The organism is Dapis brunnea BLCC-M229 (assembly GCF_050015995.1).
In the GTDB taxonomy this organism is placed as follows: Bacteria; Cyanobacteriota; Cyanobacteriia; order Cyanobacteriales; family Microcoleaceae; genus Trichodesmium.
In genome coordinates, this window is record NZ_JBNHEP010000065.1 from 17133 (window position 1) to 43422 (window position 26290).

The window sequence follows — 26290 nt, forward strand, 5'->3', positions numbered from 1 at the left end:
ATCATAAAATTTATCACCTATGAAATATACTTACCAATATCGTATATATCCAGAGACTAGCCAGAAGTTTACACTAAACAACTGGCTCAGAATTTGTCGGTATTGGTATAACAGAATGTTAGGAGAACGTTTTAACTGGTGGGAACAAAACAGATGTCCTATAAATGCTTGTCCTCTAATTTGTCATTTACCAGAATTAAAAGATAGACCAAATTACTACAACCAGAAAAAGCAATTACCAGAATTGAAAAAGTCTATAGTAGAAGTCAAACACTCAGGTGAGCATTTAGATTTTTGTAAAGTTTATTCAACAGTTTTACAAGATGTCTGTAAAAGAGTAGAAAAAACATTTTCTAGATTTGTAGCAGGTGATAGTCAAGGTAATCGTAGCGGAAAACCGAGATTTAAAAGTAAATCTAGATATCGTTCATTAAATTTTCCTAATGGGGATGATTCCTGGTTGAAATTTTCATCAATTAATGGTAAATGGTTATATATTTCAATTCCTAAAATAGGTTTGATGAGAGTGAGAACTCACAGACAAATGCCTGATGGAAGTAAAATAAAACAAGTTTCACTAATCAACAAAGCCGATGGTTGGTGGATAAATTTAAGCTTAGAGGATAAGTCAATCCCTGAGTTGAAAACTGATAATATTCAGCCTACTTGGGAAAACTCAATAGGTCTAGATGCTGTACTAGACAAAGATATTTATCTAGCTACTTCAGTTGGAAGTAAATTATCTTCTCTGAAACCTTTAAGAAGCAATCAAGAGAAATTAACAGAAACTTCTCAACGCAAAAACAAACGTAAGCATGGTAGTAAACCTAGACGAAAACTAGCAAAACGCGAAGGTAAAATTCATCAAAAAATAGCGAGAAGTCGTAAAAATTTCCATTACAAAACAGCTTACAAATTAATTCAAACAGGTAAAAAAGTATTTTTCCATGAGAAGTTAAATCTCGCAGGTTTAACTCGCAAAAATCAAACCAAACAAGATAAAGATGGGAAATATTTGCCTAATGGTCAATCCTCCAAGTCTGGATTAAATAAATCTTGGCTAGATGCTGCATTTGGTCAATTCTTTGAAGTGTTGGGTCAGGTAGCCGCAAAAGCTAACGCCGATGTTGTTGAAGTTAAACCAAATTATACATCTCAATTGCTTTCTTATAGAGATGAAATAGTGTTTACAGATTGCAGTATCAGAGAATATTTCGATGAAGAATTACAGTTAAAAATTGATAGAGATATTAACGCTGCTATCAATGTGAAACGAGTCGGGCTGGACTTGTTCCCGACTATAAACCGCCGTCAAAACAAAGTGGTTATAGCTAAATCTAAAACTGCTTCTGTTTCTAAGGAAGTTCTGAGAGTCTTTAAAAGGCATCAGAAGCCTACACAGAAAGCGGATGCGTCTGTGTAGGTAAGTCACTTCTTACCTATTGACTCTTGCCTACCACCGCCAAAAATTAAATTAATTCTGTCCAGGTACTTAACAATCAATACCTAATTTGGACATCTATGAAATTACAAACTAAAAATTGGGGATTCTCTTCTGTAAAAATAGAGAACCCCCTATACTTTTAACTAAAATCAGGTTATGTCTACATTATAGCATACCAGCACTACCAAGCCCTAAAATCATTCCTGCTCCTAAAATATGACCAAAACTTGTAGTAGCTAATAATTCTGGTATTCCAAAGCCAGTAAAAATTGCTGGTAACGATACAGGTAAATCTGGCCCTTGTCCACGATTTTGCTTTGAAATGGCATAGTAGCCAATTACAATTGCCACTAAGTTACAAGTTATCATTATAATTGCTACTTTTGGTGACCACTCTGCAGAGAGAGGATGAGATTGTGCTGCTAGAATTAAACTAGAGTAAATCAAGTTCTTATCTCCGATACGATTTTGCTAACATTTGCTAACAATGCACAGCAAGATTAACCTACTGAGGGGGTATCTCCCAATGTCTACAAGAAAAGCTGTAGACGCTTTGTACAAACTAAGCATTCTTAGTCCCTTACGTCGCCTTGGTTATCGGCTAAACAGAAGTTTTAATTACTTAACCATGCTAGGGGTAACTTATCAGGATAGCGGTTACATAGTGGCCTGGTTTTGCACCACAAACTACTCTGTTTGTCATATTTTAGCATAATCTATACAACTCGATCGGTATAACTATATCAATATATATGAACTTATGTTAATAAAGATTAATAAATCAACAATAGTTAATTAACCTTCAATTGAGTAAATTTAAAATACACCGCCATAAAGGGCAGTGTTTAAATCAACTTATGTTTTGTAAATTATCAAGAAGCTTTAGCTAAAAGCTACAATTTGTTTTAATAATTAACAATAATTTTAAGTTTTGATACAAAAAAGTAAAATTTAGTTAGTAGTAGGTATAATTAATGCGCGTCAAAATTTGTGGAATTACAAAACTAGAGCAAGGACAAGCGATCGCTCAGATGGGAGCAACAGCTCTAGGATTTATCTGTTTTCCCAAATCACCTCGCTATATTACTCCAGAAAATATCAGAAATATTGTCGAGAAACTGCCAATAAATATTGATAAAATCGGGGTATTTGTTAATCCTGAAATAAATTTATTATCAGAAATAATTAAACATACAAAATTAACTGGAATACAACTACATGGCAATGAATCTCCAGAATTTTGTCATCACTTACGTCAGTCAATACCAAATAATATAGAAATAATCAAAGCCCTGAGAATTAAATCTCCTCAAGATTTAAAAAAAGCAAATATTTATGAAAATTATATTGATACTTTACTCCTAGATGCTTATCATCCAGATAAATTAGGAGGTACTGGTCAAACTTTAGATTGGAAAATGCTTGAAGAATTTTACCCTACTTTTCCTTGGTTATTAGCAGGTGGTTTAACCCCAGAAAACGTCACAGCAGGAATACAACAATTTATATTAGATTCTGAACCTAAAATAGAATTTAATCATAATTTTTGTGGCATAGACTTATCAAGTGGTGTGGAAACAACGCCTGGAGATAAAGATTTAGTTAAGGTAAAAAAATTATTTGATAGTCTAGCGAAACTTGGGGTTAAAGTATAGAAAAAGCAGCAAGTATCATATCTGGTACAAGTTTATAGCAGCTTCCTCAACTATCCATAAGGGGTTTGCTCTTGCTTTCACAAATCAATCTAAATCCTGACCAAAATATAGTTAAATCTTCAGGTTTTTATTCTATTTAACTTTCCATAAATAAGAACTGAAATAATACTCCAATCTATCGGATTTAGAAAATATTGGATAATATAGCTTTTTCAAATTAGACCCGAAAATGCCTTGTATTTTTTTATGTCAGGAAAATCAAATAAATTATACTCAACAAAAACTTCAAACATCTTCTTAATTATTGTGAAATTTTTGCAGAAGCAATAACATCTCCTAAACTGAAATAATACTCCAATCTATCGGACTTAGAAAATATTGGATAATATAGCTTTTTCAAATTAGACCCGAAAATGCCTTGTATTTTTTTATGTCAGGAAAATCAAATAAATTATACTCAACAAAAACTTCAAACATCTTCTTAATTATTGTGAAATTTTTGCAGAAGCAATAACATCTCCTAAGTAGATTTTTTAAGGATAGCCAGATCGCTTCTATTGGATTTTCTTCGAGGGCGTAAGGAGCAAACAAATGACAGGTTATTTTCCAGTCTTCAGTAGCTCAATCTTGATTCAATTCTGCCAGGAATTATTGCATATTTTCTCCTCTATGATCAGAAGCTTCATCCCCAAATCTAATGATTTTTCGACTTTTTTCTTGATGTAATAAGTCGGTATTTATTGTCAGCAATTTTTTCAGGAAATCTACGCTACAATCCCCATTTCCTGCGTGATAATTCTGAATAATTAGTTCACAATTAACTAAATCCATTGCACCGTAATATGTTTGACGATTTTGAGAATTTTTGATGGGAATTTTGAGTCGTTCCTTCGTCTTTCCCCAAAGATAGCTAATTAAATGAAAATTCTAGTAAATGAACTTCATCAATTGCATACACTAGAGTCTTTCCAGACTTTATATCTTCCAGATTATCCAGGATTATTTTCTGGATTTCTGCACTCTTTTTTTTGACGATTCCCGACTCAGATGCGAGGATTTTTGGGTTGAGCTTTTTGCCAGCTTATCTTAGCTTCTTTGAAGAGTTTATAATAACTTGTTGGAGATTTAAAAACTACATCAAATTTGTCAATTAAATAACATTCAAGTTCAGATAAATCCCAATATTCTTGCTCGTGAAGCCACTTAAAAACTTCATCCCTTTGTTGATACGTCAGATAACTTTTTGCACCCTTATACGCTAATTTTAATCCCTCAATTCCTTATCAGTTGAAAACTCCTTTCCATTCCCTCACAAAAGTTTTTGACATATTTAAGAGTAAAGCGATATAGCTGCCACAGTAATATTTATGTATTCCGTAACCTGATAAATTACAGATTACATTTAAGGAAATTATTCAGCTATCAGCACTAAAATTTACAACCAAATAAAGCAGTAATTAATATTAATATTATGGGCTAAAATTTACATTAAAAATTACAATATATTAGCTAAATTGAGAGGGTGTTTGTGAGTGGTTATAATTTTGAGATTAAGTATCAAGGAAAGAAATATGTTTTCTGTTTTTACCTTAAGCTATAGCAATCCTCAATAGGTTGTGACAAATCAAAAAGTAGATAAAAAAACTGAAACTATGACCTTTATCCCTGTTCCGAGTTAAGTGTTCCCTAAAAGCGGTAAAATTTTTATACACAAATAAAATAGGATTCCTATACTGACCATTAAATTTCAGCAATGCCACTTTAGCTATCCATAATTAATCTGGATTTTTATGCACAAAACAGGCTGAATTCTGAAACAAATAGGAAACAAAATAGTTAAATTTTAAGTCACAAGTAACTTGTAAGGATAGAGGGACATCGAACACAAAAATCGAATGCTAAAGATGAAAAAAACACAATCCTAAAACCTAGAATATTTTGTTTTTTTTATACAAACCTTACTTTTTAAAAAATCAAATTAGTAGTAACACAGGAGTATCCAAATAATATGGCAAATATTTCAGGAGATAACAATGATAATCTTTTAATTGGCTCTCCAGAACCTGATTTTATGGAAGGTTTTGGTGGAAATGACACTATTTTTGGTGAAGGAGGAGATGATACTCAAGATGGAGGAGAAGGAGAAGATGAAATTTTTGGTGGTATTGGATCTGATTCTTTAATTGGTGGTGAAGATAACGATTTCTTGCAAGGAGAAGATGGACGCGACTCAGCATTAGGAGGTTCCGGAGATGATACTATTGAAGGTGGTCCCGGAAATGATTCTCTAGCAGGAGAAGATGGCAACGACTCTTTATTTGGAGAAACTGGAGATGACTTAGTAATTGGTAATCAAGGATTTGATTTAGTTACTGGAGGAGATGGTAACGATACATTAAGAGGTAGTCAAGGGGATGATAGTCTATTTGGAAATGTTGATGATGATGTAATATTTGGCGACCTAGGAAATGATATTGGTAATGGCAGTATAGGTAACGATTCGCTTTTGGGTGGTGATGGTAATGACTCTTTAGACGGAGGTAGTGGTGATGATACTATTTTCGGAGAAGCAGGCAATGATTTGCTCTTTGGAGCTATTGGCAGTGATTTTATTAATGGTAATAGGGGTAACGATCGAGTTTTTGGTGGAGAAAATGTAGATAATATTCGTGGTGGAAAAGGTGATGATACTATATTTGGTGAACAAGAGAATGATTCTCTCTTTGGTGACTCAAATAACGACTCAGTTATTGGTGGTATTGGTGAGGATACATTGTTTGGTGGAAAAGATAATGATACCCTTCAAGGTAGTGATGGTAATGATTCTTTGCTAGGCGATCGAGGCAACGATATATTATTTGGAGAAGCTGGAGAAGACACATTAACTGGTGGTGAGGGATCGGATATTTTTGTGTTACCTGGAGAACTAGGTAATATTGATGTAATTAATGATTTTAATCCCTTAGAAGATTTCTTGGCTTTAAGTGGTAACTTGACTTTTGAAGATTTGACTTTTGAACAAGGAACTGGTTTAAATTTCAGAGATACATTAATCACTATCGATAATGGCAGATTATTAGCAATATTGGTAAATGTTCCAGCTTCCATAATTTCAGAAGAAGACTTTGTAGATATTAGTCAACCTTTACCTGAAGTTGATTCTAATAATGCTGGTGAAGTTCTATGATTATTAACCATTATCAGACCAGTTTTCCAACAGATAGTATAATCTTAACCTGGGAATATAAGGCCAACCTCCCTTTGTCTCTATATCCTTAAGTAAATTATAGAGTTCCTGACGATTATCTGGCAATGTTTGTTGAAACGAACCTTCTCTTAGTTCCTGATGTAAACTTTCCAGAGTTCGCAGGATAGCCAATATTGCTATTGGATCGTCCTGATAATTTTCAGCTGTAGCCTTTACTGAATCTGCTAATGATTGTAAATCACTGTGTAAATTTATTGACTCATTTTCTATATTTGTGTCCATATTACCACTTAAGAGCAATTTGAGTGAACTACCTGATGCTAGCGTACAGCACAGGTTTCCTAACCAGAGACAGGCGTAGTAGTAGATTGTAGATTTCTTGTGTCCTCTATTACTACTTCTTAGTCGGACGATAGACTTCGCCGTTCTTAGAAACCTACGATAATCTATAGAAATCTATGATTATCTGTTCTATTCCTGCTTCACTCTAGCAATGTCGGCACTCACCAGTCCACAGGATGTCACGGACGAACTGCCCGCCATAGCTAAATTTAACGCTGCATTCAAGTCTCGTTCCCAGTTGAAACCACAATGTTCACAGAGGAATTAACTGCTTAACTTAATAGCCACACAAACCTTTTCCTGTCTCTTTATATGTCTAATTCATTAAGTTGAGGCAATAATTCCACAGCCAACGGCAATTACCAAAACTTTGCTCTAGTAACTGTTGTTTTTCTGTATTTGGATATAGCTTGAATTTAACAACTTATAACATATTAGAATAAATTTGATTTGCCCTAAGTTAGTCTAGCATGAAAAATCATACCAAATCCGTTTTCGGGGTATCGTTGGCGTAACCTGCACTTCGCACATAATCCCTCAATTGACCGCTTATCATCCAGACTATGGCCTATCGGTACAGAGCAAAGATTCTCTGGCTTTAGCTAAAGCCAGAGAAATTTTCACCTCACACTACACAAAAGGATACATCTGTGTTGCTTAGTTTCTTCATGGCAATATTTGAGAATTAAGTATATTTACTTATGCAATTTTAATTTATAAAACTGAATTTAAGAAAAAGTAACCAGCAATGTAAAATATTATTTTGGGTTAATACTAAAGATAAATCTACTCTCACACTAAGCAAATTGAGAATGTGAAGAATAACTTTATCCTAATTGCCCTTACTTTATGATCAAATCTAAAATCTAAAACTGGATTACTCATACTGCGTAAACATATAACGCAGTAGCAATGTTAAATATTGAATGTTGAATCTTGAGGTTGACAATGAGGTATCGCGCTTTAATTGCGGCACTATTAGCTGTGTGTTTGAGTTTTTTAACCGCCTGTTCAGAAAGTCCTGATAGCAATAAACCACTTACTTATGAAGACATTGTAAATACTGGCTTGGCCAACAACTGTCCTGAATTACCAGAAACAGCTCGTGGTTCCATTGCCCTTGAGTCTGATGGATCTTACATTTTGACAGATTTGTGTTTGCAGCCAACTACCTATTTCGTTAAGGAAGAACCAACTAACAAACGCCAAGAAGCAGAATTTGTTGAAGGAAGAAAATTAACACGGTATACTTCTAGCTTAGATCAAGTAACAGGTGAGCTTGTCTTTAATGAAGATAATTCTTTGACATTTAACGAACAATATGGTATGGACTTCCAACCCATAACTGTTCTTTTGCCAGGTGGAGAAGAAGTTCCATTTTTATTTACTGTCAAAGGACTTATTGCTAATAGCCAACCTGGTATTACTGCTATCAATACTTCTACTGATTTTAAGGGAATATACAATGTTCCTTCCTACCGAGGCTCTAGTTTCCTAGACCCGAAAGGTCGTGGTGTGACTTCAGGATATGATAATGCAGTAGCTTTACCAGCTAGTTCAGATGATCAAGAGTTTGTCAAAGCTAATGTTAAGTCAGCAGATACTCTTCTCAAAGCCGGTGAGATGTCCCTTCAAATTACTAAAGTAGACGGGGAAACAGGTGAAATTGTTGGCCTCTTTGAGGCAGTTCAGCCTTCTGATACAGATTTAGGCGCAAAAGAAGCTGTAGAAGTTAAAGTTCGTGGTACTTTTTACGGTCGGGTAGACACAGTTTCTTAGGCTAATTGATATACTCCCCCGACAAATCTAAAGATTGTGTCGGGGTTGAGATTATATGGTTTATACTAGAGCTGCTTAAGAGTCTTTTATTTTTGTCAAAAATAATTGAAGTAGCTATTATTGACATCCTCCCGACGCTGCTCTAGGAGACAGCGTGGGATTCCCTAACATCACTGATAGGGGCTTTCTGCTTCAATGCACCCGCCTTCTGAGACTTGATCCCTTCAGGTCTTACAGTCGCTCCACAGACAAGCCAGCGCGGTCTTGGGGGTTCCCCCCATGAGCGACTGGCGCTGACACTGCGAGTCCCGCAGCCAAAATGTTTATACTTGCGTTGATGTCTCTATCGTGGTCAGCTGCACATTCAGGACAGTCCCCTCTCTTATATGTAGAGGTAGTTTATCTACTACATACCCGCAATTTGAACATCTTTTTGAGCTAGGAAAATATCTATCAATTTTGATTAATTCCCGTCCATACCACTCTGCTTTGTATTCTAGTTGTCTAACTAATTCACCCCAGTTCGCATCACTAATTGCTCTAGCTAACTTATGATTCTTGACCATATTCTTAACTGCTAAGTCCTCAACTACAATAGTTTGATTTTCTCTAATTAGTTGAGTGGTTAGTTGATGAGTATAGTCAAGCCTTGAATCTTTAATTTTGGCATGAATGCGAGCTACTTTAAGCCGTGCTTTCTGATAGTTGTTAGAACCTTTGGTTTTCCTAGATAAGGACTTTTGAGCTAACCTGAGTTTTTTGTATAGTTGATTGAAATACTTAGGGTTGTTGACTTTTGTGCCATCGCTTGTCGCGATGAGACTACTAATGCCGACATCGACACCAATTTGTTTTTTGATTGGCTTAAGCTTTAAATCTCTGGGGTCGTTAAACCTCAAAGATACAGACCATCTACCAGAAGGTTCGAGTTTAACTGTTATTATAGTAGGACTGCATCCTGGTGGTAATTGCCTACTCCATCTGATCGGTAATGGTTCGGAACATTTCGCTAGATATACTTGACCATCTTTCCACTTAAATGCCGACCTGGAGAACTCTGCACTCCCACCATTGCGTTTTTTCTTAAAGTTAGGATATTTAGCACGTCCAGAGAAAAAGTTAGTAAAAGCTGTTTGTAGATGCCTCAAACTTTGCTGTAATGGTACACTGCTGACTTCAGTCAGAAAGTCTAAGTCCTCCTGTTTTTTCCAGCTTGTCAGCATGGCCGAAGTTTGCTTGTAGCCTACTCGCTCTTGTTTCTCGTACCAAGCTTGAGTTCTGGCTGCCAAGGCTTTGTTGTAGATGAGTCTCACGCACCCCAAAGTTCTCCTCAACAAGTTTTCTTGTTCTGGAGTAGGGTAGAATCTAAATTTATACGCTTTCTCAACCATCTACGTACTTATTAAGTCAACACTTACAGTTTAATACATTATTTGTAAAACCGCATGGGTTGGTTGCGATTAATCCCGACGCTTCCTTGCAGGAAAGCGCGGGTCTTCTCGCAACATTTAGATCAACAGCTATTTAATATTATTGTTTATATATACTTATAATATTAAGTAGCGATCCAAAATTAATTACACATAGTCTAAAGCTGCAAAGCATAAGTTGTAAAAACTACAAATCAGTTCTAACTAAAACTCTAATTAAGCAGTTGTGTTTAAGATCACAGTCTAGTATTCGTCAACTCACAGCATTTATTTTACATATCCATTAATATAATCTGTATGCGATCTACCATCAGTGGTTGGCTCTCAAAATCATAATATAGCTATGTCTACCACCGTCACTCAAGAACTAAAAAGTGAAAACCTAGAACTGTTGCATCAGTATCAACAGTCTCCTTCTCATAAGCTCCGGAACCAATTAGTTAAACTTAACATTGGACTTGTAAGGAAGGAAGTTTATCATTGGTTAAATCGATGTACGGAAACCTACGATGATTTACTCCAAGTAGGTTGTATCGGATTAATTCGAGCAATTGAGCGATTTGATATCTCTAAGGGAAGAGCCTTTAGTTCTTTTGCTACTCCTTATATTCGAGGAGAAATTCAGCATTATCTACGAGATAAAAGTCCTTCTGTACGGATCCCCAGAAATTGGTTAGCTATGGATCGGCAGGCCACAAAAGTGATACAAGACCTGAGAATGAAGTTGAACCGGAAACCTACAGATTTAGAGGTAGCTTCTGCTTTGGATATTTCTTTGGACCAGTGGCATGAAATTCAACTTGCCTGTCGTAACCGTGCCCCTCTGAGTTTAGATGCTCCAGTTCAAGATGAAGCTGATGGAACTACTTGTTTGGGAGAATTAGTCCCGGATAGTCAGTATCGTAGTTTTCAGTTAGCTCAAGAAGACCAAATTCGTTTACAGCAAGCATTAGCTAAATTGGAAGAGGGTACTCGTAAGGTTTTGGAGTTTGTGTTTCTCTGTGATTTGACTCAGAAGGAAACAGCCGAACGAATGGGAATTAGTGCTGTTACTGTTTCTCGTAGAGTCAAGAAGGGCTTAAAATCTCTACAAAAAATCATGCAGTAGCACTTGATGGCTTAAAACCAAAATAATACTACTAATCAGTAAATAAAATATATTGCCTTATTGAATTAATTCTAGCTTTTCTATCATTGCCTAAGTGCTAATATCATCAACCCCGCCCATATCTAGTAATTGGGTGGGGTTAGTTTTTAATACTGACTATCTTCGAGTCTTTAGTGAAAGGCATAGATTAAATTTTGCCTTTCATCCAGTGTTTGAATAGGTTCTCCTTAACCATACTTTGTCGCAATACTTCAACTAAATACTCTTGGGCCTCTTCCCGGCTCAAGCTTTTAACTTCGTCCCGTAGAACTTGTAATTTGAATTGTTGCTCCATAGTTAAGCTGCTAGACATTTCCATAGTTGAGTCCTCCTTGTTTAGATAATAGATATTGGCCAATATTTTAAGGCCATTACTATGCTAAATGTATATGTTTCCTAATATGTAAATTATCGTAACATTTACTTGACATACTGTCCATCATGTACATTATGAAATTAATTTACTCGACAAAAGTTAACATTAATTTAATAAAACCTCGCTCTTAAGGGCAGGGTTTAAATAAAACTAAATACGCTATCTTGCCCCCTCTTGCTTCGCTGAAGATGGGGCAGAGCGGTCAGTCTCACTTGCATCGAGCCAGTGAGACGAACATTTCCTATTAGAGGCCTTAGCAGGTTAAAATTGGTATAGCGAGGCATATCTGTAACAGACCCGCAAGCTCGTGAGGATTGCAACCCGTACCCCGATAGGGAGCTTGGCAACAAGTCGGCCATAGCATACCCCAAAGCAAATAAATTGCCGATGGCAGTAACGAGTACCATCCAGACAGAGATATCAATTCAGCTCAAGTCTGCTTGACTTGGGCAAGGGGTCAGTTCCTGACCTCTTTAGACGCAGAGTCGGCCATCCCTACTGATTGTCGAAGCATGAAGCAAATGGTTGTAAGGAAGCGTCAGAAACAATGCTAAATAGGTAGGGTATGGGGTACAAGAAACTCCGTCCTTCTATGAGGCGGAGTAGTTGATGCTAGAAGTTCTATGATAATTAGGTTAGGACTAATGTCTTATGAAGTTGAAAAATGGAGAAGTGGCTAATGGACGCAATGGAATTTTTTCAAAGAAGTGCTGGTAAGTGGCGATCGCAACGGACAACCCATCACCTAGCCTTTAGACAAGCGGAAATGGGCAGCTCAGATATTCAAGTAACCAGCTTAGATGCTAAAGATCCAAAAATAGTAGAAATCTGCAAAATGCACGAAATTGATCCAAATTTGGCAGCCGGAGGGGCTTTTGTTACTTGGGATGGTTCCATGGCATGGGATAAAAATGATGAAAATCATAAGGGGTCTACTGTATTTGCTATTGTTCCTGACCCAGAAAATCCTAGAAAAGGCAGAATGTTGCGAGAGCGTGGCTATGCTGAAATTGTCCCAGTGGTGGGACTGTTTGAGATGGATGATGAGGATGGGCTGAATTTAATTACAGAATATGAAACTATGAGTTCTATTGAAAGGTTTTGGTTTCCTAGCCCTAATCTGAGGATGCGAAGCAGTGCAGTGAAGCGGTTTGGTGGATTTAATACTTCCACGTTTTGTACCGAAGTTCGGCTAGAGGAAAGTAACTCAGACTCAGAGGCAAAAACATTAGAGGATGCTAAACAATTTTATTCTGCTTTTGGCTGGTAGGTATAGCACAAGTCAGAACTCAGAAGTTAAATTCTTGCTGTGACTTTATTTGAGGGGCGCAAGAATGTCCTAACTGCCCTGGTGACTACTATAGAAGTTAGAAGTCAGATGATGAATCTTAGAGTAGGAAATGTTTTTCTAACTGTTCCCTGTTCCCTGTTCCCTGTTCCCTGCTAGATCAAAAATATTACAGATTGTTGCGTAAGTTAATAAAAGTAAGACTTGGATCGCCTCAATCCCTTAATCTAAAGGTTGGCTATTGATGCAATTTTCTGAATCACGGTAAAGTTTAGTGTGCTATGGCCACACTTGATAAATCACATTTAATAATTTTAAGGAGATTCTGACGTGGCGATTCCATTATTAGAATACAAACCCATAAGTCAAAATTCACGGGTTGCGGGTTATGAAGTCCCTGGTGACGACCAACCAATTATTTATTCTGCTGAATCTTTACCTTCTGGTTCAGAGTGGAATGAGTTAATCTGGGCAGCTTATCGCCAAATTTATAGTGAACATCAGATCCTGAAGAGCGATCGCCAAACCTTCCTAGAATCTCAGCTAAAAAATGGTCAAATTACAGTTCGAGATTTTATTCGGGGTTTGGTAATGTCCGATCCATTCCGTCGGAATAACTACGAGACTAATAGCAATTATCGCTTTGTTGAGTTATGTGTTCAACGGGTGTTAGGTCGTGATGTTTACAGCGAAAGGGAAAAGATTGCTTGGTCTATTGTTGTAGCTACCAAGGGTATTGAAGGTTTCATTGATGAGTTGCTTGATAGTGAAGAATACTTAGACAACTTTGGCTTTGATACTGTACCTTACCAGCGTCGTCGGGTTTTACCCCAACGCGATGGAGGAGAAACTCCTTTTAATCTGAAGACACCTCGTTATGAGTTCTACTATCGGACTATTCTAGGCTTCCCTCAAATCGTGTATCAAAATGAAATACGTCGCTTTACTCCTCAAGAAAAGAAGCCTCAGGCAGGCGATCCTTCTCAATTCTTGAGTTTGGCACGGGGTCTTGGTGTACAAGGAAAATCAGCAACAAAACCAAACCTAGGTAGTATTAACCTGGGTATGGTCCCTTATCGTAAAGTATAATTTACGGCTTGGTTTCAACACTTCTGATGGAGTGGAATTAAGTTTTGTAGGGGTGATTATTTGTGCAGAGTATTTGGTTAATTGACTAGAACTGCTGATATGAATATTCTATCCCTACAAAATTCTATCAGGTTGGGAATCTCGTATAAATCTGCATTTTTAAATATATGAACTATGGATAAATAGGAGTTATCTAAATGCGGTTTATTTATGTTGTTTATCAAAGGAAAGAACAGCTTAACTTGGCAAAGGGAAGATTATCAATATATTTTAGAGACGGGTTTGAAGTGTAAATTGTTGAGTTTAACTCTTTTTATCTAACTATGAAACTTCCTACAGCAAGTTTAAAAATTAGACTCTTTACGTAAGGATATCAGAGCAAAAAAGTTAATATGTTTCTGTAATTATAAATAATAAGTTGATTAAGATTAAGAGATGGCTAGTAAGAAGCTTTGGGTAACGTTTTCCTGGGATTTTGGATAGCTTAAATTATTTTTAAGGTAAGTTTGAGTACCTTTAATACAATCTCGATTAAAAAAAACTACACAATCGCGCCCCTTTTCTTTTGCATGGTAAAGTGCTTCGTCTGCTTTAGCAATTAGAGATTGTGGAGACTCTGTTTTAGTAGGGATGACACTTGCAACTCCCATACTCATCGTAACATATTTACTTACTCTAGAAGCAGAATGATTAATGTATAATTTGTGAATAGCTGTACGAATTAATTCTACTACTTTTTCTGCATTTTCACCAGATGTATTTGGTAAAATTATCGCAAACTCTTCACCCCCATAACGAGCTACTAAATCTGCGGAACGTTTAACAGTTTGTTTAATACTTTGAGCAATTTTTCGTAAACAATCATCTCCTGCTAAATGACCATAGTAATCATTGTAATATTTAAAATAATCTACATCACATAAAATTAAAGATAAAGGTAATTTTGTTCTTGTCAGTCTACGCCATTCTTTTTCTAAATATTCATCAAAAGAACGACGGTTAGCAATACCTGTTAAACCGTCTATTTTAGCAACTTTTTGGAGTTGTTGATTAGCAATAATTAAAGCTGTTTCTGCTTTTTGTAATGCTATGTTTTGCTTTGTTAGTTCTGATTCTACTTGTTTTTGAGCTGTAATATCTATAATTAAACCTTTGATTGCTAATACCTCGCCATCTGAACAGTAAACTCCTTTACCCTGTTCCCAAACCCACTTTATTTCTTTCTTAGCTGTAATTATCCGATAAATCAACTGAAATGGTTGATTGTTGAGTAAAGCTTTTTGTCTTTCTTGCCAAAGATATTTTCTATCTTCAGGGTAAATTAATTGGCTATATATAATTTTATTTTGAATCAATTCCTCGGATTGATAACCAGTCAAACTATAAAAATTGTCACTGACAAAGTTCATGTTTAAATTACAATCATTACTACTATAGTAAACCATCCCTGGTAAATTTTCTCTTAGACTTTCTAGCATTAATTTATGCTCTTTTAGTTCATTTTCTACCTTTTCTCTTAAGTATATTTCTTGTTGTAATTTTTGCTCTTTAGATTGTAGTTGTTTTTTCAAAGAATGTATTTGAAGATGGCACTTAATTTTTGTTAAAACATCATCTGCTTGTATAGGCATTTTAATATCATCTAAGTTTTCTATATTTAATTGCTGAACTTGATTTATTTCATTTTGATTGGCTCCGATAAAAATTATCGGAATATTTTTCGTTGATTCTAAAGTTTGCACAAATCTGCAAATCTGCAATTTCTCTTTTGAAGTCAAATTTATTAAAATTATATCTACCGATATATTTTGTAATGTTTTTATCGCTTCTTCTGTACTGTGAGCTACTACAAATTCATACTCATTTTCTCTCAATAGACTAGACAATAACTTAATGTTGCTATAGTTATTTTCTACTATACAAATTACTGGTTCAGGAGATCCTTGTAAATTTTTCATTTTTTTCAAAATCTGAAATTATTGACAATTAAATATATTTCATACAAATAAGAAAAAAACCTCTTGCCAAGTTTGAGGATGATTGTATCCCTTAATCTTTATCTTTCAACAGCACAGATTTTCCTTCCCCACCTAATATTAAAGGTAAAATGCAGGGTGAAGAATTAAGCAAGAGGTTTAACTTTAGATGCTCCTGATGTACTAACTCCCTAGATATTTCCTACGTTCCAAAAAGGAGTTGGTTGTAGGATAACTGAACTTACAAAGGTTTTTAATAAGCTTCGTAAAAGTTCGTAGTTTGTCTGTACTCTTCTATAATAATACTTTTTTTATCAAATTCAACTGGGTTATTACAATAGCCCGATTTTATTCTATGTTTTAGTCACAATGAAGAGGTAATGTTGAATACTGTAATTTACCTAACAGTAAAATTACTATATAGCAATCCTATTTTAGTTGTAATATTTTGGTAAGTACCTAAAAATAATTAATTGCACAGTTATATTCCCTGTAATACCTATATGATCCTGGTTTTAGTATTGCCAAAATTGCAATTAATTTTGTGTACCAACTTAGTAATTAGAAGTCATAACTCAGGAGTCAGGTAGGGGAGTTGTCGGATTGACGACGTACATAATTTAAAAGGCTTTCAGTTAAAATTAACTGTTGTAAAAATTTTCACGAATTATTTCATATTGCTATATATAATTAAGAATACTATTCCTGCTTTAATATTTGTAACCATATAACAACTGTAGTACCACCATTAATTACTAAATCTTGCTCTTTTAAATAACTGGGTAACCATTGAGTATCTACAGGAGAATATACTTGAATTTTACCTTGCATTTCATCTATCAAATTACGAGCAATTACTAATCCTAATCCTGTTCCTGGAATATTTGTTTTAGCTTTTTCTCCCCGATAGTTTCGTTCAAATATAAGAATACTATTCTTGGTTTAATATTTGTAACCATATAACAACTGTAGTACCACCATTAATTACTAAATCTTGCTCTTTTAAATAACTGGGTAACCATTGAGTATCTACAGGAGAATATACTTGAATTTTACCTTGCATTTCATCTATCAAATTACGAGCAATTACTAATCCTAATCCTGTTCCTGGAATATTTGTTTTAGCTTTTTCTCCTCGATAGTTTCGTTCAAATAAATGTTCTAAATCTTCCGATGGAATGCCATAACCTGTATCACTGATAGCTATTGCCAGCATTGGTTCCGTTTCACTATTAATTGATTTCTGATGATTTGGTTGCGGAGCTAAAGTTGCTAATTTAATATAAATATATCCTTTGCTCGGAGTATACTTTAAAGCATTATCAATAATATTACTTAAAACTTCTCGCAAAGCTTTATAATTAGCTTGCACAATTGGCAAAAGATCGGGAAAATAAACTCGTAAATCTATATTACTTTCATCGGCAATTGCTTTGGCAGAAACTAATAAAGGTTCTAAAACTTGTTGTACAGAAACTGACTCTAAAAAATTAGCTCCTGGTAAAAGTCGCAGAGGTTTAGATTTTTGATTAGCTTCTTGATGAGCATCTATTATTTCTTCTATATCTCCATTTTGATTTGTGCTTTGAAGATACTCACTTTCAGCAGGAATACTTAATATGTCTTCCCCAACATTAACAGTTTCATCAATTTGTTCAATTAATTCTCTGAGGCGATCGCTTTCCCGTAAAATACTATTAGCTATATTCCAGTTTTTATCTTCTGGTAAAAATCTTTTCAGTAATAACTTACCAAAAGTTCGTAGTGCAGTTAATGGACTTTTCAACTGATGCAGTATATTGTGCATCGTATCAAACTGTTCAGATTGCAACTGTTGTTGTTGCTGAAATTGCTGCTTTAACCATTCAGAACGTTGATCTAAAATGCAGGCTATGGCAATAGTATGAGCTACTTGTTGAATTTGAGTTTTTTCTGTTTGATTCCAGGGTCGGTCTTCTCTTGCTGTTACCAGTAATCCCATGACTACTCCATCATGGATTAAGGGTAAAACAATTTGACGTTGTTGCCAAGGATAATTTTTTGGCCATCCTGAATTTGATTCTGTTGTATGGTTACTTGCTTCTAAAATTGGAGAATTTTTGCCGATTGTTAAGGGTGCTGCTGATAATTTCGGAAGGTTATCTAATGTTTGTATTTCTGAGGTTACTTTTAAGACCGAAGTTGCTTCCCCACTTTGTGGTATTTCTGGATCTGCGATAATAGGAATTAGCTTTGCTTCACCCCCTTCTACCAGTTTCTCTGTCAAGTAAACTACGCTTAAGGTCGCACCCCAACTGGATACGAGAGCAATCTGGGATCTGCAAAGTTCAATAAATTCTGTACTGGTGGGCATTAGCATTGGAGCTATTTGTGTGATTTTCCACTGGACATCAGTTTATTTTAGATTTTAGATAACAGAGTGTATATTTTGTATCAAAATATTAAAAACACTTGAGTTTTTCTGTTAAAATTTATATAATCTTATCAAATTTGGTAGCCATAACTACACCCATCGGCTAACACAGGAGGTAAGGAAATTGGCTAGAAGACGTAAGCGCAAAAGTCGTCGTAGACAAGAAGGACGCAGGATTCTTGAGCAAGTAGCTCAGTATAGCATTGAAAGTGGTGAAGATAAACCAGTCACTGCTGCTCGTAAGTTTATTCATGCCCAAGGTATTGTCCCACCTGCTGTACTTCTAGTGAGAAGAAATGAGCATACCACCGATAGGTACTTCTGGGCGGAAAAAGGTTTATTTGGAGCCCAATATGTTGAAGAAAATCATTTCTTGTTTCCAAGCTTAAAAGTTTTGATGGAACTTAAGACAGCCGAGAAGAAACAGGTACTTACTTCTGCTCCAAGTATAAATCAAGTTTAAGGACATTGTAGAAAACGTTTTTTTTAGTGATCTAGAATGTTTTTTTTGAGTTATGACCAATAAGTACCAACTTCATACTTAAATTAAGCAAGCGGGTAATGCTTAAGTAGCATTCCCACTTTGTTTAATTTAGTAGTATATAATCACAGATTTTATTGCCCTTGAAGGCTAAAGTAACTAAGATTTCAAGCTTCCATCTGCCAATGGACTTGAAACCTTAGTTATTTTTATTTTTTATAGCTTACCAAAATAAATTACCGATACTATTTTGATAACATTTTTTAACAATGCACAATAAAAATATCTACTGAGGGGTTGGATTATCGCCCAATTTCTGTGATAATTTTTCACAAACCCTTTGATTTTTCGCCTTGGTTATCGGCTATCTAAAAAAAAGAGGATTAATTGCTTGAATCGCCCTTAGGCAAATTACCAGGATAGAATTTACTTACTCGGCTGATTTTCCCAAAAATAACTCTTTACTCAGGAATTTTAGCAAAAAGGTCAACTCTTGATGTTTGTTAGTTTTTCTTAACAAAAAGGCAAAAGTTAATCAATCTCTTAAAGTTTTATATTTTTAGTTTTATTCTTGGTATGCTTTTAAGTTTAGAGCTGTTTTTAAGGATGCTAATTCATCCCTATGAGCTGTGATGGAAAGTAAACTTTTGGTTTGAGAACCCTCAGTCAATATTCCTTCAAGCTTCAGATCGACTTTTTCTGGACGTTTAGACTTTTGCCAATAAAAAATACCTGCTAAAGGCGATACTAAAACTAGCCATATAAAGTATTGACCAAATTCAGGAACTAACATTGATACAGCTAACCCAAAACATAAAGCACCTACTGCTGCTAATAGGGTTAAGAAAAATGCCAAAAACCAACTAGGACGAACTATTCCTTCAAATGTAAGTTGATTCTGAGCTGCATTAACATCAACAATTCGGTAAGCCCTATAGCTAAAATATTCTTTTAGTTGGTTTAAAAGTGAGTCAGCTTCCTGTTCAGCTATCAGTTTCAGATTTTTAGTCCGAGTTTTTACTGATGCCTTGATAAAAAAAACTAGACCAATAGTAGATAAGAATGTGAGTACAAATGACGAGATTAGAGCTGTATTATTCATACAATTTTAGATTTCAATTAGTTTTTAATGTCTTCTTTTTTACAATAGTTTACAAGAAAAAAAAGACTAGCTGCTTTGTGACTAAGATCAGCTAGGGCTTATATTTATATTTAGATTTTATAATTGAAAAATTGGCACAAAAACACTATATTTTTCAGTATTTGGCCAAAAATAGCAGTAAAGTTGCCCCCACCTAATTTCCTATAAAATCTATATTACCGAAAAATTGCGGTATGCGCCTCGCCCTTATAGGGCTACTATTATGATGTAATAGGGAGACATAATCTATAGTATTGTTGTCGTGGGCGGGGAGAAAAATTAAACGGACACGGAGGCAAGCGTAATACTGGCGTCAAGTCAGCAGCAGCCAATGAAAAATCAATCCACCGAGGAGCTGGCTCGGTAGGAATCCCCGTTCCTTAAGGCCAGGGATGATGTCAAAAGCTGGATGGTTGAATTTGAGGCCGAATATGAGCATGATTAGTATATTCATACCACAGTCTTGCCAAATCTATAGCTTGAGGTCGCCATTGGGGAATAATTTGATACATTCTCCGTGGACGTCCTCTTCCTTCCACCTTTTTCCAATAGCCAATAATTGTCCCTTGGTCTTCCAGAAATTTCAGAGCGCTATACAACACAGTGTCAGAAAGTCGATAAATAGGATAGTCCCTTTCTAATTGACCAATCAATTCAGTTCCATAAGAGTCTCTTTGCAATAATACAGATAGGATATAGCACACCGCTAGTTCTTTATTTAGATAGACCGGAGGGGGACTTTGGAAAAATTGATAAATGTCCTCGAAACAAGTCATCTGGATTTACCCACTCACTCTACCTTCCAATCTATCGTGCTAATCATTAGACTGACCACTCATTCTAGAATCAAGTCAAAAGGCAAAAGTTAAGATATCAAGTCAAAAGTCAAAAGTTAAGATATCAAGTTAAAAGTTAAAAGTTAAAAGTAAGATATGCTGTAAGTATTCAACCGTTAGTTATCAGCTATTAGCTTCTGAGCAGATAAAGGATGTCTAAATCAATATTGAAATACTGAGGGATAATTAACAAAATGAATACAATCAAATCAGTTCACCGGAGGTTATCTACCAAACAATTTCTAGATTTTTTTCGGAAGAATTTTAGAGACAGATATGACTTACACTAATTTGTATTTCATTTTTCTTGCTGGGGTGCTAATAGCTAATAGCTGAATGTTTATGTTTTCAGATTAGTTAAGTTGGATTTACTCCTAACATAGCTTGTAAAGTTAAAGTTAGGAAACTAAATGTGCCAATAATTAAGCCAATGAGAGCGATCGCCGTAATAGGTTTATTTAAAAGTGGCTTGAGCTTATCAAATAGAAAGAAGAATATTCCCAGGGTGACGGTAATAAAGTACCTTGGGTAACGTGAGACATTGTTAAAGAATTCTTGCATGATTTTGTTAGATAAAAATTTAACTCTACACAATATTATTAGATTATTAGTTTAATATCTGCTTATTGACATCCTTTCCTTAGTTAATTTAAAAAAGTTTTGATAAGCCTGGTTTAAATCATTCAAAGATTGCTGCAATGGTATGTTATAAACTTCCGATAGCCATTCTCTATTTTGAGTTTTTTTTAGCTTGAATAATGAACTGTTTTTGTAGCTCAGAATTAGTCGGCTTCTTTGCTCGTGATCTGTATTTTTCCTGACAACAACCCAGACTATCATTGCAAACAACACGGACACAACCAAATAGCTTTGCTAATCGGTATTTTTGTCGCGGTGTTGGATATATACGATACTTAGATACTTAAATCTAGTTTTCATGATATGACTTTAAACTAAAATTTAGGATAACATATTTATTGAAACACGCATCAACTAAAAAATCTCCTTTCTAGGGCGAGGCTTGAGACCCAATTTTTCGGTCAATTTGTGACCAAATCCAATATATCCATCCTTTTACAGTAGATGCTCGTCTATCTATTGTTGTATTTGTGATTTTTAAATTACTTTCAGACATAATTTTAATAATTTGTTCTTTTGCGGGAATATCCCCAGTTTCTAAAGACAACTTAAATGCTTGATTAAATACTTCGTGTTGTAATATTTTGGTGATTAATCTGAAATATTTAGGTTGATGTGGTTGACACAAAATATCTTTTGCTTCATCAGTTAATGTGAATATTTTTCCCTGTTTTTCTATGAGTCCTAAATATTTTCCCGCACTTGTATAATAATCTGTTTGTCTTTTATCAAACTGATAATTTTCTGTAATCTCATTTGGAGTTAAATCATTTTCTAGTAGCAGGGAGATTAAGTCTATTAGTCTGTCAAATTTATCTGCTTGTGGAAATGGTATTTTTGGCGGTTCTGGAATTATTTGAATCTGAGTTAGTAATAACTCTACCTCACTTCTCTGTATTTCTTCTGAAGCAATTTCATAATTTTTCTGTTCTACTAAGGTGATAGAGTTATAGTCTGATATATCTACAAATTCATAAATAAAAAAGCTGAAAATATCGTTGGAATAAGTCATTAATACTGGTACAACTTTTTTACTGATTTTTTTTGACCATAATCTATAGGGATAATAGAGTTGTCTGATTAAAAAATCCTCAACTTTGTAGTTTTTAGCTTCGATTAAAATGAAATAATTATCAGTTTCAAATCCTGCATCTATTTCACACTGAGAATTAGTAACATTGATTGAATATGACTGCTTGTTAATAGAATTTTTAATGTAGAAGTCGAAGATTCCAGTAGACATTCTACCTGAGACAGTGAATTTAGTTTTTGAGTCTACTAAGTCATCAATAATACCTATATTAGATGCACAAAGTAATGCAGAACTTTCAGAATATAAATTAGTGTAATCTATAGTTTCTATTTCTCTGGGAAACTGCCAAGGAATAGTTTTGATTTCGAGGTTGTATTTGACTGGTAAATGTGTATGAAAATGACCGATAATATATTGATAACGAGAAAGCGGTAGGATTGATAAATTATTATCTCTGAATATTTTTGGCAAGTTAACAATATGATCAAATTTTGCCATGAGTCTACTTTCTCGTTCTTGATTAATTTGAGATGCTTCTATTTTGAAATAGCCGTTTTTATTTACCTCTTCTAATATTTGATATCTCTCAAATAGCTTTTCCCATGCATCATCATTCTTAGTCATAATTAATCTTGCTTATACCGAAAAATTCAAGACTAGAATTTCATTGACTATTCCTCTTTTCAATTCTTTGAAATTAATAATTAGTTCTGATTTAACTAGAACAAGCTATTATACTTTTATTTGGATTTTTCTTTCTACAGCCTAAGCGATCGTCTAGAAACAATAATATTTTTAGTTGAATAAAAAGTCATGCGTATAGGCGAACAACCCCGGTTAAATTATATAATATCACAAGAATTTTGAAGATGCAACCGAAAATCCTTTGTCCTGCGATTTTTTTTGGGAGCTTCCGACAATGAAAATTTTGATGATTTTCCACTAAGGAGGGATGGAAAGAAAGATTTGATGAGGGGAAAACCAGTATTTCTAGGTGCTTGACAAAATGAAAATATTCCTTGCATTGCTGCTGTAGGAAAATTCCTTATCGAAAAATTAAGGTATAAAGCCCCTTCATTGATAGAGAAAGAAGAAAAAAATTCCTTGAGCGCCAATCCTTCTATTACAGAAGAGGTAATTATTCATCATTGAAAATTGAAAGGAATCTTGGCTGAATAAAAAGTCATGTGTATAGGCGAACAACCCCAGTTAACTTGTATAATATCACAAGAATTTTGACGATGCAACCGAAAATCCTTTGCCGCGCGATTTTTTCTAGTGCTTCATAGAATGAAAATGTTAGTGATTTTGTACTAGGGAGGTATAGATGGAAAGATTTAATCATGGGAAAAATCTGATTCTAATCTTAAAAGTAGGGGAGTAAGAGAGTAGGGGAGTAGGGGCAGGGCAAACGCATCTAATTTGCTAATTCCTATATATAGTGTTTTTAAAATTAAATAAACACTATATATATAAAGTTTATTGTCAACAAGCGCAATAAAGCTTGGTTTATTGAGAATGATACCCGATTTATTGACAAGATGCGTTTGCCCTGGGGAGTAGGGGATATCTATTGGAGTATTTTTCAACCTTTCTTTATTCTTTGATATCTGTGAAATAACTTTTCCCATGCGACATCCTTTTTAGTCATATTTAATCTTGGCTATACTGAAAAATTTAACACTAGAATTTCATCAACTTTTCCTCTTTTCAAGCCTTTAGAATTAATACTTCTTGCTGCCCTTACTACTTTAATTTTATCCTGATAATCTTTATACAAATCCATAATAAAATCTGTTTGAGAATTACTTAAAATAACCTTGCAACCTCTATCCGTTAATTTATCAAAAACTTGCTTTAATCTTTTCTGTTCATCCCTGTTAAAACCATTGACATCATATCCAGTGAAAGAGGCAGTATCAGAAACAGGATCGTAAGGAGGATCGAAATAGATAAAGTCATCTTTTTTTGCATTTTGAACTGCTTCAGCAAAATCCCCATTTAATATTTTTACTTTGGGTTTGCTTAAATATTTACTCACAGCTCTTAAAACAGCTTCATCTAAAATATTAGGTTTTTTGTACCTGCCAAAAGGAACATTAAACTGCCTCTGAGAATTAACCCTAAATAAACCGTTGTAACAAGTTTTATTCAAATAAATAATTCTGGCTGCCTTTTCTACTTTTGACAGATTTTTATACTTTTTCGGCGAACGATCTAAATCTCTAATTTCATAAAAATAATCAGCACTATTTTGTTCTTGATGTGTTCTTAATTCTTCAATTAAATCATCCAATGAATCTCTAACTACCTCATAACAGTTGATTAATTCCTGATTTTTATCGCTAATAACTGCTCTGGTTGGTTGTAATTCAAATAAAAGCGCTCCTCCACCAATAAAAGGTTCATAATATGTACATTTTTTTAGGGATTCTTGGTTGATATATTTTGTTAACTCAGATAATAATTGTCTTTTGCCTCCTGCCCATTTCAAACAAGGTTTAACTACTGGATTTTTGCGCACTAAAAAATACCTCTATATGTCATTTCAGTTATCAGTTATCAGTACCTCTGCCTGTTTGCGCAGCATGACCTAGGAAAGCCAGAGGCTTGAAATATTGAATAAAATATTTTTTTCATCCCCTTGAAAAGTTTTCTGAAAAAGCCTTAGATTTTTCTGCCCTTGTCTGCCTCAAATATTAACTTTATGCAGCTTTTTAGACCTATGCCCCTACTATTATTTTTGGCTTGTAGGTCTATTATACCAATTAAAAAATTATAAGTCATTGCGACTGGAACGGAGTGGAAGGAAGCAATCTCAGAGGTTGCCCAAGATTGCTTCCTATCGTCGCAATGACGAATTTTCAGCCAGATTCTATATGATTCCTGACTCCTAAGAAATATTCTACAATTATCTATCTCAACTCAACTAAAAATAATGCCTAGAAAACTTCGTAATTTTCTACCAGGATATTCCTATCACATTACTACTCGCTGCAATAATCGTGAGTTTAAACTTTCCAGAAGAGAATGCCGAGAAGTATTTCTTTTTGCGATTAAAAAGGCTCTCCACAAATATAATTTTCATCTCTATGCTCTCTGCATTATGTCTAATCATGTCCACTATTTAATCGAACCTGCACAACCAGATGATTTGCCGAAAATAATGCACTTTCTCAACTGGTATACTGCGATGTGCTTTAATCGGATGTTGAAGCGTACTGGACATTTTTGGGAAAAACTTTATTTTGCTGAAGGTTTTCCCAATTCTGACCGAGAAAGAGCATTGAATACTCTGCGGTATATTCATGGAAACCCCAAAGCGGCGAAAATGCGAGGGGGGTTTTTCTATGATTTTAGTAATTATGGTAGTTATGAATGTTTGACTGATGATGGTCTGACTCAATGGCACCCAGCTTTTTTAGATTTGGGTAATACTCTGGAGGAATGTGCCAGAAAGTACAAGGGTTTTTGTAGTCGCTATCCGTCAAAAAAGAAGTCCCCTAGAAAATGCCACTGGGGAAGTAGATTTCTAGGGGATGTTGTTTGTATTTCTGGGGAGAAGAGGCGATCGACGCAACCTCACTCACCTTTTCTAAAGCCGTACCAGTCGTGAAAACCCCGAACTGACGAGGGTAGTGAATCAATTTGTCAGGGTAAATAGACCTAACGAACATTGAGTCAAGAGAATCTTGACAATCAAGTTTGAGTAATGTTACATTACCTGCGAGAGCATCTCCTTTTCTCGGTTACTCTGAAGTTTTTGTTGCGTTCTTCCTTCGATTTTTTTATCGTCTCGTATTATATTTTTCCTAACCATTCAAATTCAACTGTCAGCTATCTACTTTTGAAACACATCTATAATTTCCTGTCATAGAATTGTATGGGTTAACAACTCAAACTCATTGTTTAAGTAGGTAAGCGCGAATAAACATCACTATATAACGAAATTTTTAAGCAGTTAAAACTCTTGAGATTGCTTCCTTCCACTCCGTTCCAGTCGCAATGACAGA

26 protein-coding genes and 1 pseudogene are annotated in these 26290 nt (G+C 34.9%); 10 read left to right on the forward strand and 17 right to left on the reverse strand.

The window, feature by feature from the left end; all coding sequences use genetic code 11:
* Positions 1-19 precede the first annotated feature (19 nt).
* A complete protein-coding gene (locus ACP6PM_RS07595; RefSeq protein WP_426583315.1) occupies positions 20-1423 on the forward strand; it encodes an RNA-guided endonuclease InsQ/TnpB family protein in 1404 nt (467 codons plus the stop codon).
* A gap of 186 nt (positions 1424-1609) precedes the next feature.
* On the opposite strand, the gene psaK is transcribed toward ACP6PM_RS07595, so the two are convergent.
* On the reverse strand, positions 1610-1891 hold the full coding sequence (psaK, locus tag ACP6PM_RS07600; RefSeq protein WP_426583317.1) for a photosystem I reaction center subunit PsaK: 282 nt from the start codon (positions 1889-1891) through the stop codon (positions 1610-1612).
* A gap of 79 nt (positions 1892-1970) precedes the next feature.
* Here psaK and ACP6PM_RS07605 point away from each other — a divergent pair, with 79 nt between their 5' ends.
* Both ACP6PM_RS07605 and ACP6PM_RS07610 read left to right on the forward strand, forming a co-directional pair.
* Positions 1971-2159, forward strand: coding sequence for a hypothetical protein (locus tag ACP6PM_RS07605; RefSeq protein WP_426583319.1), 189 nt, complete (start codon positions 1971-1973; stop codon positions 2157-2159).
* Between the two features lie 259 nt (positions 2160-2418).
* Entirely contained in the window at positions 2419-3099 is a 681-nt protein-coding gene (locus ACP6PM_RS07610; RefSeq protein ID WP_426583320.1) for a phosphoribosylanthranilate isomerase, read from the forward strand.
* Between the two features lie 648 nt (positions 3100-3747).
* Here ACP6PM_RS07610 and ACP6PM_RS07615 read toward each other — a convergent pair.
* Together ACP6PM_RS07615 and ACP6PM_RS07620 are read right to left on the reverse strand one after the other, a co-directional pair.
* Positions 3748-3930: a hypothetical protein gene (locus ACP6PM_RS07615; protein ID WP_426583322.1), complete on the reverse strand. Its 183-nt coding sequence runs from the start codon at positions 3928-3930 to the stop codon at positions 3748-3750.
* A gap of 212 nt (positions 3931-4142) precedes the next feature.
* Positions 4143-4376, reverse strand: a complete 234-nt coding sequence (locus ACP6PM_RS07620; protein ID WP_426583376.1) for a winged helix-turn-helix domain-containing protein — start codon at positions 4374-4376, stop codon at positions 4143-4145.
* Positions 4377-5107: 731 nt separating this feature from the next.
* On the opposite strand from ACP6PM_RS07620, the gene ACP6PM_RS07625 reads away from it, so the two are divergent.
* Positions 5108-6286, forward strand: coding sequence for a calcium-binding protein (locus ACP6PM_RS07625; protein ID WP_426583324.1), 1179 nt, complete (start codon positions 5108-5110; stop codon positions 6284-6286).
* A 3-nt stretch (positions 6287-6289) separates the two neighbouring features.
* On the opposite strand, the gene ACP6PM_RS07630 is transcribed toward ACP6PM_RS07625, so the two are convergent.
* Both ACP6PM_RS07630 and ACP6PM_RS07635 read right to left on the reverse strand, forming a co-directional pair.
* Positions 6290-6589 (reverse strand): hypothetical protein, encoded by a 300-nt coding sequence (locus ACP6PM_RS07630; protein ID WP_426583326.1) that lies wholly within the window; start codon positions 6587-6589, stop codon positions 6290-6292.
* Between the two features lie 376 nt (positions 6590-6965).
* Positions 6966-7058, reverse strand: a pseudogene (locus tag ACP6PM_RS07635) (helix-turn-helix domain-containing protein); the annotation flags it as partial.
* A 539-nt stretch (positions 7059-7597) separates the two neighbouring features.
* Between ACP6PM_RS07635 and psbO the strand changes: the two are divergent.
* Positions 7598-8428, forward strand: coding sequence for a photosystem II manganese-stabilizing polypeptide (gene psbO / locus ACP6PM_RS07640; RefSeq protein ID WP_426583328.1), 831 nt, complete (start codon positions 7598-7600; stop codon positions 8426-8428).
* Between the two features lie 323 nt (positions 8429-8751).
* Here the strand turns inward: psbO and ACP6PM_RS07645 are convergent, their stop codons facing one another.
* Complete coding sequence (locus tag ACP6PM_RS07645; RefSeq protein ID WP_426583330.1) at positions 8752-9819, reverse strand: RNA-guided endonuclease InsQ/TnpB family protein; 1068 nt, start codon at positions 9817-9819, stop codon at positions 8752-8754.
* 382 nt (positions 9820-10201) lie between these two features.
* On the opposite strand from ACP6PM_RS07645, the gene ACP6PM_RS07650 reads away from it, so the two are divergent.
* Complete coding sequence (locus ACP6PM_RS07650; RefSeq protein WP_426583331.1) at positions 10202-10966, forward strand: RNA polymerase sigma factor SigF; 765 nt, start codon at positions 10202-10204, stop codon at positions 10964-10966.
* A gap of 187 nt (positions 10967-11153) precedes the next feature.
* Here the strand turns inward: ACP6PM_RS07650 and ACP6PM_RS07655 are convergent, their stop codons facing one another.
* Positions 11154-11324 (reverse strand): NblA/ycf18 family protein, encoded by a 171-nt coding sequence (locus tag ACP6PM_RS07655; RefSeq protein ID WP_094673865.1) that lies wholly within the window; start codon positions 11322-11324, stop codon positions 11154-11156.
* Positions 11325-12060: 736 nt separating this feature from the next.
* Between ACP6PM_RS07655 and ACP6PM_RS07660 the strand changes: the two genes are divergently transcribed.
* Together ACP6PM_RS07660 and ACP6PM_RS07665 are read left to right on the forward strand one after the other, a co-directional pair.
* Positions 12061-12651 (forward strand): phycobiliprotein lyase, encoded by a 591-nt coding sequence (locus ACP6PM_RS07660; protein WP_426583333.1) that lies wholly within the window; start codon positions 12061-12063, stop codon positions 12649-12651.
* Positions 12652-12999: 348 nt separating this feature from the next.
* On the forward strand, positions 13000-13758 hold the full coding sequence (locus ACP6PM_RS07665) for a phycobilisome rod-core linker polypeptide (protein WP_426583334.1): 759 nt from the start codon (positions 13000-13002) through the stop codon (positions 13756-13758).
* 428 nt (positions 13759-14186) lie between these two features.
* Here ACP6PM_RS07665 and ACP6PM_RS07670 read toward each other — a convergent pair whose 3' ends face one another.
* The 3 genes from ACP6PM_RS07670 to ACP6PM_RS07680 form a co-directional block, all read right to left on the reverse strand.
* Positions 14187-15716, reverse strand: a complete 1530-nt coding sequence (locus ACP6PM_RS07670; RefSeq protein WP_426583336.1) for a GGDEF domain-containing response regulator — start codon at positions 15714-15716, stop codon at positions 14187-14189.
* A 717-nt stretch (positions 15717-16433) separates the two neighbouring features.
* Positions 16434-16664, reverse strand: a complete 231-nt coding sequence (locus tag ACP6PM_RS07675) for an ATP-binding protein (protein WP_426583378.1) — start codon at positions 16662-16664, stop codon at positions 16434-16436.
* Between the two features lies 1 nt (position 16665).
* Positions 16666-18087: a GAF domain-containing sensor histidine kinase gene (locus tag ACP6PM_RS07680; protein WP_426583338.1), complete on the reverse strand. Its 1422-nt coding sequence runs from the start codon at positions 18085-18087 to the stop codon at positions 16666-16668.
* 184 nt (positions 18088-18271) lie between these two features.
* Between ACP6PM_RS07680 and ACP6PM_RS07685 the strand changes: the two genes are divergently transcribed.
* Positions 18272-18610, forward strand: coding sequence for a DUF3155 domain-containing protein (locus ACP6PM_RS07685; RefSeq protein WP_426583340.1), 339 nt, complete (start codon positions 18272-18274; stop codon positions 18608-18610).
* A 583-nt stretch (positions 18611-19193) separates the two neighbouring features.
* Here the strand turns inward: ACP6PM_RS07685 and ACP6PM_RS07690 are convergent.
* From ACP6PM_RS07690 to ACP6PM_RS07720, 7 genes are all read right to left on the reverse strand, one after another.
* Complete coding sequence (locus ACP6PM_RS07690; RefSeq protein WP_426583342.1) at positions 19194-19730, reverse strand: cofactor assembly of complex C subunit B; 537 nt, start codon at positions 19728-19730, stop codon at positions 19194-19196.
* A gap of 437 nt (positions 19731-20167) precedes the next feature.
* Entirely contained in the window at positions 20168-20545 is a 378-nt protein-coding gene (locus tag ACP6PM_RS07695; protein ID WP_293110054.1) for a PadR family transcriptional regulator, read from the reverse strand.
* Between the two features lie 417 nt (positions 20546-20962).
* Positions 20963-21166 (reverse strand): DUF751 family protein, encoded by a 204-nt coding sequence (locus ACP6PM_RS07700; protein WP_426583345.1) that lies wholly within the window; start codon positions 21164-21166, stop codon positions 20963-20965.
* Positions 21167-21335: 169 nt separating this feature from the next.
* On the reverse strand, positions 21336-21512 hold the full coding sequence (locus ACP6PM_RS07705; protein ID WP_426583380.1) for a helix-turn-helix domain-containing protein: 177 nt from the start codon (positions 21510-21512) through the stop codon (positions 21336-21338).
* A 102-nt stretch (positions 21513-21614) separates the two neighbouring features.
* Positions 21615-22901, reverse strand: a complete 1287-nt coding sequence (locus ACP6PM_RS07710) for a type II restriction enzyme (RefSeq protein WP_426583347.1) — start codon at positions 22899-22901, stop codon at positions 21615-21617.
* 713 nt (positions 22902-23614) lie between these two features.
* Positions 23615-23908, reverse strand: coding sequence for a hypothetical protein (locus ACP6PM_RS07715; protein ID WP_426583349.1), 294 nt, complete (start codon positions 23906-23908; stop codon positions 23615-23617).
* Positions 23909-23940: 32 nt separating this feature from the next.
* On the reverse strand, positions 23941-24801 hold the full coding sequence (locus ACP6PM_RS07720; protein WP_426583351.1) for a DNA adenine methylase: 861 nt from the start codon (positions 24799-24801) through the stop codon (positions 23941-23943).
* Positions 24802-25215: 414 nt separating this feature from the next.
* Between ACP6PM_RS07720 and ACP6PM_RS07725 the strand changes: the two genes are divergently transcribed.
* Positions 25216-25893, forward strand: coding sequence for a transposase (locus tag ACP6PM_RS07725; RefSeq protein WP_426583353.1), 678 nt, complete (start codon positions 25216-25218; stop codon positions 25891-25893).
* Positions 25894-26290: the final 397 nt, after the last annotated feature.

Bases quoted from the DNA above. Each gene is read 5' to 3' on its own strand.
- ACP6PM_RS07595 (WP_426583315.1), top strand. From the start codon at position 20: ATGAAATATACTTACCAATATCGTATATATCCAGAGACTAGCCAGAAG.
- ACP6PM_RS07605 (WP_426583319.1), top strand. From the start codon at position 1,971: ATGTCTACAAGAAAAGCTGTAGACGCTTTGTACAAACTAAGCATTCTT.
- ACP6PM_RS07610 (WP_426583320.1), top strand. From the start codon at position 2,419: ATGCGCGTCAAAATTTGTGGAATTACAAAACTAGAGCAAGGACAAGCG.
- ACP6PM_RS07615 (WP_426583322.1), bottom strand. From the start codon at position 3,930: ATGGATTTAGTTAATTGTGAACTAATTATTCAGAATTATCACGCAGGA.
- ACP6PM_RS07625 (WP_426583324.1), top strand. From the start codon at position 5,108: ATGGCAAATATTTCAGGAGATAACAATGATAATCTTTTAATTGGCTCT.
- ACP6PM_RS07630 (WP_426583326.1), bottom strand. From the start codon at position 6,589: ATGGACACAAATATAGAAAATGAGTCAATAAATTTACACAGTGATTTA.
- psbO (WP_426583328.1), top strand. From the start codon at position 7,598: ATGAGGTATCGCGCTTTAATTGCGGCACTATTAGCTGTGTGTTTGAGT.
- ACP6PM_RS07645 (WP_426583330.1), bottom strand. From the start codon at position 9,819: ATGGTTGAGAAAGCGTATAAATTTAGATTCTACCCTACTCCAGAACAA.
- ACP6PM_RS07650 (WP_426583331.1), top strand. From the start codon at position 10,202: ATGTCTACCACCGTCACTCAAGAACTAAAAAGTGAAAACCTAGAACTG.
- ACP6PM_RS07655 (WP_094673865.1), bottom strand. From the start codon at position 11,324: ATGGAAATGTCTAGCAGCTTAACTATGGAGCAACAATTCAAATTACAA.
- ACP6PM_RS07660 (WP_426583333.1), top strand. From the start codon at position 12,061: ATGGACGCAATGGAATTTTTTCAAAGAAGTGCTGGTAAGTGGCGATCG.
- ACP6PM_RS07670 (WP_426583336.1), bottom strand. From the start codon at position 15,716: ATGAAAAATTTACAAGGATCTCCTGAACCAGTAATTTGTATAGTAGAA.
- ACP6PM_RS07680 (WP_426583338.1), bottom strand. From the start codon at position 18,087: ATGCCCACCAGTACAGAATTTATTGAACTTTGCAGATCCCAGATTGCT.
- ACP6PM_RS07690 (WP_426583342.1), bottom strand. From the start codon at position 19,730: ATGAATAATACAGCTCTAATCTCGTCATTTGTACTCACATTCTTATCT.
- ACP6PM_RS07695 (WP_293110054.1), bottom strand. From the start codon at position 20,545: ATGACTTGTTTCGAGGACATTTATCAATTTTTCCAAAGTCCCCCTCCG.
- ACP6PM_RS07700 (WP_426583345.1), bottom strand. From the start codon at position 21,166: ATGCAAGAATTCTTTAACAATGTCTCACGTTACCCAAGGTACTTTATT.
- ACP6PM_RS07710 (WP_426583347.1), bottom strand. From the start codon at position 22,901: ATGACTAAGAATGATGATGCATGGGAAAAGCTATTTGAGAGATATCAA.
- ACP6PM_RS07715 (WP_426583349.1), bottom strand. From the start codon at position 23,908: ATGGGAAAAGTTATTTCACAGATATCAAAGAATAAAGAAAGGTTGAAA.
- ACP6PM_RS07725 (WP_426583353.1), top strand. From the start codon at position 25,216: ATGCCTAGAAAACTTCGTAATTTTCTACCAGGATATTCCTATCACATT.